We start from the raw sequence: 5,289 nt of genomic DNA, 5'->3' as shown, positions 1-5,289 counted from the left end.
CCGTGAAAACAGCTGGTGTCACGGCCCGCGGCTCTGTCGTACCGAGGTGTTACGCGGTCAGTCAGGCAGACTTCCTGCTGTCCCGCGGATGTACGGCGATGTTCATGGCTCCGGAGCGCAGGACCGCGAGCCTCTCGGCGAGCACTTCCTCCAGCTCCTCGCGTGTGCGCCGCTCCATGAGCATGTCCCAGTGCGTGCGCGCAGGCTTGCCCTTCTTCTCCTCGGGGCCATCCCCGTCCACCAGGAGTGCCATGGCGCCGCACGCCTTGCACTCCCACTCCGGCGGAATTTCCGCCTCTACCGAGAACGGCATCTCAAATCGATGTCCGTTCTGGCATGCGTACTCCACCGCCTGGCGCGGGGCCAGATCGATGCCGCGGTCCGTCTCGTAGCTGGTAACCACGAGTCGCGTGCCGCGGAGAGCTCGCTCACTCATGAATCGTGCCTCCCGGGCTTGTCGCCCACAGGACAGGTGTCGCTGTCGTCGTCATCCGGTCAACGTCCGGTCGGCGGCAAAGATTCCCGTTGCCGGTCATGCGTCGCCCGTCGTGCCGCTGCTTTTTCAGGTTTCCCAGGGTTTCAAGTACCCAGCGATGCCCGGTTTGTCACATCTGGCGGAAGTTGTAACCCAACGGTTTGGCTTCTTCCGCTCGCAGTAACGGTCCTCCGGGCAGGCCAAAGGCGTACACTACCGGCCTTTCACTTCAACGTCTAAATCCGTTCCGGAACGGGATTGCCCGCGGCCGCCACGGCCCGCCGTACCGGCACCCTCGCGAGCAGCACCGAACCGACCACGAAGAAGATCACCAACGAGATGATCGCATCCCGGTAGCTGCCGGTCAGCTGATACGCGAGCCCGAACACCAGCGGTCCCAGCCAGCTCAGCCCGCGGTCGCTCATCTCGTACGCGGAGAAGTACTCGGCCTCCTTGCCGCGCGGCACCAGATGGGAGAAGAGCGAGCGCGACAGCGCCTGGCTGCCGCCCAGCACCAGACCGATCGCCGACGCCAGTACATAGAAGAAGACCGGCGCTCCGGCGGGGAGGAAATAGCCGGCGACGAGAATCAGCGTCCAGACGACGAGCGAACCGAGGATCGTGCGCTTCGCGCCGTACACCTGTGCCAGCCGGCCCATCCCCAGTGCTCCGGCCACCGCGAGCACCTGCACCAGCAGCACCGCCGTGATCAGGGTCGTCTGGTCGAGGCCCAGCTCCTCCGAGCCGTACACCGATGCCTGGGAGATCACCGTCTGCACGCCGTCGTTGTAGACGAGGTACGCCAGCAGGAAGGAGAGCGTCAGGGGATGGCGGCGCATGTCGCGCAGGGTGGCCATCAGCTGCCGCCAGCCCGAACCGACCGCGCCCTCGCCGCTCGCCGTCACGCGCCGGTCGCGCAGTCGGCGCAGCGGCACGAGCGTGAAGGCGCCCCACCAGAGACCGGCCGACGCGAGACAGATCCGTACCGAGTCGGACTGGGAGAGGCCGAAGGAGTCGTGGCCCGTGTACAGGACCAGGTTCAGCACCAGGACGAGCGCACCCGAGGTGTAGCCGAAGGCCCAGCCGCGCGAGGAGACCGCGTCCCGCTCCTCCGGCCCGGCGATCTGCGGCAGATACGCGTTGTAGAGCACCATCGACACCGAGATCGCGGCGTTCGCCACGATCAGCAGGAACGCGCCCAGCAGATAGCGCTGACCGTCCAGGAAGAACATGCCGGTGGTCGCGGCGGCCCCGGTGTAGGCGGCGGCCGCGAGCAGCGGCTTCTTGCGCCCCGTGCGATCCGCGGCGGCGCCCACGATCGGCATCAGGATCACCGCGACCACGACGGACATGGAGACCGCGTAGGCGAACAGCGACCCGGCGCGGACCGGAACGCCGAGCGGGTGCACGAAGCCGTCGGCGTCGGCGGACGCCTTGGCTATCGAGGTCAGATAGGGGCCGATGAAGACGGTCAGGACGCTCGTCGAGTAGACGGAGCAGGCGAAGTCGTAGAAATACCAGCCGCGTTGTTCGTGCCTGCGGCTCGCGGCATCGGCGGAATCCGCTGTCGGTTCCGTCGGCTCAGCGGTTTCCGCGGTCTCGGCGCTCAACCCGCACCCCCTCGTCTCTCCCCGTGAAGACCTCGCACGGCCGGCGTCAGGCCCAGGCCCCCCGCTCGCTCAACACCGTGCGCAGCGTCTCGATGTGATCGGTCATGATGCCATCCACGCCGAGATCGAGGAGCGCTGCCATCCGCTCCGGTTCGTTCACGGTCCAGACGTGCACCTGGAGCCCGCGCGCGTGTGCCTCGCGCACGAAGCGCCGGTCGACCACCCGGACACCGTTCTGGCTCTCCGGCACCTGTGCGCACACCGCGCCCGCCCGCAGCGCCGCCGGTATTCCGTACGAGCGCAGCCGCAGGGCCAGCACGCCCCGGACGCCGTAGGAGGTGGCGAGCCGGGGGCCCGCCAGGCGGTGGGCCCTGGCGACCCGGGCCTCCGAGAACGAGCCGACGCACACCCGGTCCCAGGCGTCCGCGCGGCGGATCAGTTCGACCAGCGGGACCAGCGCGGACCCGGCCTTGATGTCGACGTTCCAGCGGGCCTCGGGGAACGTCTCCAGCAGCTCCTCGAACAGCGGCAGCGGCTCCCGGCCCGCCACCCTGGCCCGCCGCACCTCGCTCCAGGGCAGCTCGGCTATCCGGCCGCGGGCGTCCGTCACCCGGTCCAGGGTGGCGTCGTGGAAGGCCACCAGGCGGCCGTCCGAGGTGGTGTGCACATCGGTCTCGAAGTAGCGGTACCCGGCGTCGGCGGCCCGGCGGAACGCGGCCGCGGTGTTCTCGATCCCGTCCGCCGCACCGCCTCGGTGGGCGAAGGGGATCGTCGCGGGATGGTCCAGATAGGGGTGGCGTACGGAGGTCACTGCGGAAGTATGGCCTGCTCCGGTGTCCGTGCGGTGACAGCGGTGTCGCCCTTGTCCGGCGCGGGTGCGACAGTGCCCTCCGCATGGGCACCGGTCTCCTCGTGGGCCCGGTTCTCCGTGTCGGCCCCGGCCCCCGCTGCCGGTTTCCCGCCGACCGCGAAGAAGCGCAGGAAGAACTGGGCGAGCGGGCCGATGGCCAGGGCGTACACGACCGTGCCCGCCCCGAGCGTGCCGCCGAGCAGGAAGCCGCTCGCCACGACCGCCACCTCGATCAGTGTCCGCACCAGCCGGATGGAGCGGCCGGTGCGCAGATGCAGTCCGGTCATGAGCCCGTCACGGGGTCCGGGGCCGAACCGCGCCGCGATGTACAGCCCGGTGGCGATGCCGTTGACGACGACTCCCGCGACCATCACGGCTATCTGCGCGGCGAGGCCGTGCACGTCGGGTACGAGCGCGAGCGTGCCGTCCATGGCGATGCCGACGGCGAAGACATTGGAGACGGTGCCCAGGCCCGGACGCTGCCTGATCGGGATCCACAGCAGCAGGACGGCGGCGCCGACGACGATCGAGACGACTCCGATGGACAGGCCGGTGCGCTCAGCGAGCCCCTGATGCAGTACGCCCCAGGGTTCGAGCCCCAGACCGGCACGGACCAGGAGTGCCGAGCTGGCCCCGTACAGCGCGAGACCGACGTACAGCTGGATCAGCCGACGGGTGAGGTGCGCCCCGCGAGGGGCGGCGGCGGTGGACAAGAGGTGCCCCCTGGTGTGGTGGTAGTGGACTGCCGCATGTCACTCTGTGGCAGGGGATTGGCTTCCAACTATGGCCAATCCGAGGAAGGTGGACTGATTTCCATGGCTCAGTGGACTTCGGCAGTGGGTGCGGCGCAGCTCGCCCGGCAGCTCCAGGCCCAACAGTCCCGGCCCGCCGGACCGGGCGCCCGCAGGCCGCCCGCCTATCGTGCGCTGGCCGACGGGATCCGTCTGCTCGTCCTCGAAGGCCGGGTGCCCGTCGCCGCCAGGCTCCCCGCCGAACGCGAACTGGCGCTCGCCCTGTCCGTCAGCCGCACGACCGTGGCCGCCGCCTACGAGGCGCTGCGGACCGAGGGATTCCTGGAGTCCCGCCGGGGTGCCGGCAGCTGGACCGCCGTGCCCGCCGGGAACCCGCTGCCCGCACGCGGTCTGGAGCCGCTGCCGCCGGAGTCCCTCGGCTCGATGATCGACCTGGGCTGCGCCTCGCTGCCCGCCCCCGAACCGTGGCTGACCCGGGCGGTCCAGGGCGCCATCGATGAGCTCGCGCCGTACGCCCACACCCATGGCGACTACCCGGCCGGTCTGCCCGCGCTGCGGCAGATGATCGCCGACCGCTACACCGGGCGCGGCATCCCGACCATGCCCGAACAGATCATGGTCACCACGGGTGCGATGGGCGCGATCGACGCGATCTGTCACCTCTTCGCGGGCCGCGGCGAGCGGATCGCGGTGGAGTCCCCGAGCTATGCCAACATCCTGCAGCTGATGCGCGAGGCGGGCGCCCGGCTGGTGCCGGTGGCGATGGAGGAGGGGCTCGGCGGCTGGGACATGAACCGGTGGCGGCAGGTGCTGCGGGACGCGGCGCCGCGGCTCGCCTATGTCGTCGCCGACTTCCACAACCCCACCGGCGCGCTGGCCGACGAGGACCGGCGGCGCGCCCTGGTGGACGCGGCCCGCTCCGCAGGCACGGTCCTGGTCGTCGACGAGACCATGAACGAGCTCTGCCTCGACGCCGATGTGCGGATGCCCCGCCGGGTCTGCGCCTTCGACCCGGCGGGCTCCACCGTGATCACGGTCGGATCGGCGAGCAAGGCCTTCTGGGCGGGCATGCGGATCGGCTGGGTGCGCGCCGCCCCGGACGTGATCCGCAGCCTGGTGGCCGCCCGCGCCTACGCCGACATGGGCACGCCCGTGCTCGAACAGCTCGCCGTGAACTGGCTGATGCGCACCGGCGGCTGGGAGGAGGCCGTGCAGGTCCGGCGCGAACAGGCGCGGGAGAACCGGGACGCGCTCGTGGCCGCGGTCCGCCGGGAGCTGCCCGACTGGGAGTTCTCCGTTCCGCGCGGCGGCCTGACGCTCTGGGTGCGGACCGGCGGCCTCTCCGGCTCCCGGCTGGCGGTGGCCGGGGAGCGGGTCGGGGTACGCGTTCCGTCCGGTCCCCGGTTCGGGGTCGACGGCGCCTTCGAGGGGTACGTACGGCTGCCGTTCACGGTCTCGGGGCCGGTCGCGGACGAGGCGGCGGCACGGCTCGCGGCGGCGGCGCAGCTGGTCGGGTCGGGCGCGGGCGCGGGAGTCGAGGCGCCGCGGACGTTCGTCGCCTGACCGGACACAGGGGGGCGGGGTGACCGGTCGGCCGACCGG

The 5,289-nt window shown here is 71.0% G+C and carries 5 protein-coding genes; 1 reads left to right on the top strand and 4 read right to left on the bottom strand.

Translation table 11 applies throughout. From position 1 onward, the window contains the following. Positions 1 to 61 precede the first annotated feature (61 nt). The 4 genes from ACFV8T_RS42145 to ACFV8T_RS42130 all read right to left on the bottom strand — a co-directional run bounded on the left by ACFV8T_RS42145 (position 62) and on the right by ACFV8T_RS42130 (position 3,648). Positions 62 to 436, bottom strand: a complete 375-nt coding sequence (locus ACFV8T_RS42145) for an RNA polymerase-binding protein RbpA (RefSeq protein WP_007262928.1) — start codon at positions 434 to 436, stop codon at positions 62 to 64. A 275-nt stretch (positions 437 to 711) separates the two neighbouring features. Then, complete coding sequence (locus ACFV8T_RS42140; RefSeq protein ID WP_385338329.1) at positions 712 to 2,085, bottom strand: MFS transporter; 1,374 nt, start codon at positions 2,083 to 2,085, stop codon at positions 712 to 714. Positions 2,086 to 2,131: 46 nt separating this feature from the next. Beyond that, a complete protein-coding gene (locus tag ACFV8T_RS42135) occupies positions 2,132 to 2,896 on the bottom strand; it encodes a glycerophosphodiester phosphodiesterase (protein ID WP_385338326.1) in 765 nt (254 codons plus the stop codon). After that, positions 2,893 to 3,648 (bottom strand): YitT family protein, encoded by a 756-nt coding sequence (locus ACFV8T_RS42130; protein WP_385338323.1) that lies wholly within the window; start codon positions 3,646 to 3,648, stop codon positions 2,893 to 2,895. The genes ACFV8T_RS42135 and ACFV8T_RS42130 overlap by 4 nt, the downstream gene beginning before the upstream one ends. Before the next feature lie 102 nt (positions 3,649 to 3,750). Between ACFV8T_RS42130 and ACFV8T_RS42125 the strand changes: the two genes are divergently transcribed. Then, entirely contained in the window at positions 3,751 to 5,250 is a 1,500-nt protein-coding gene (locus ACFV8T_RS42125; protein ID WP_385338320.1) for a PLP-dependent aminotransferase family protein, read from the top strand. Positions 5,251 to 5,289 lie beyond the last annotated feature (39 nt).

The sequence above is a fragment of the Streptomyces sp. NPDC059832 genome, from assembly GCF_042731715.1.
Taxonomy (GTDB): Bacteria; Actinomycetota; Actinomycetes; order Streptomycetales; family Streptomycetaceae; genus Streptomyces.
Note: the sequence above shows the minus strand (reverse complement) of the source record. Positions and strands in the feature narration are given on the sequence as shown.

Bases quoted from the DNA above. Each gene is read 5' to 3' on its own strand.
- ACFV8T_RS42145 (WP_007262928.1), bottom strand. From the start codon at position 436: ATGAGTGAGCGAGCTCTCCGCGGCACGCGACTCGTGGTTACCAGCTAC.
- ACFV8T_RS42125 (WP_385338320.1), top strand. From the start codon at position 3,751: ATGGCTCAGTGGACTTCGGCAGTGGGTGCGGCGCAGCTCGCCCGGCAG.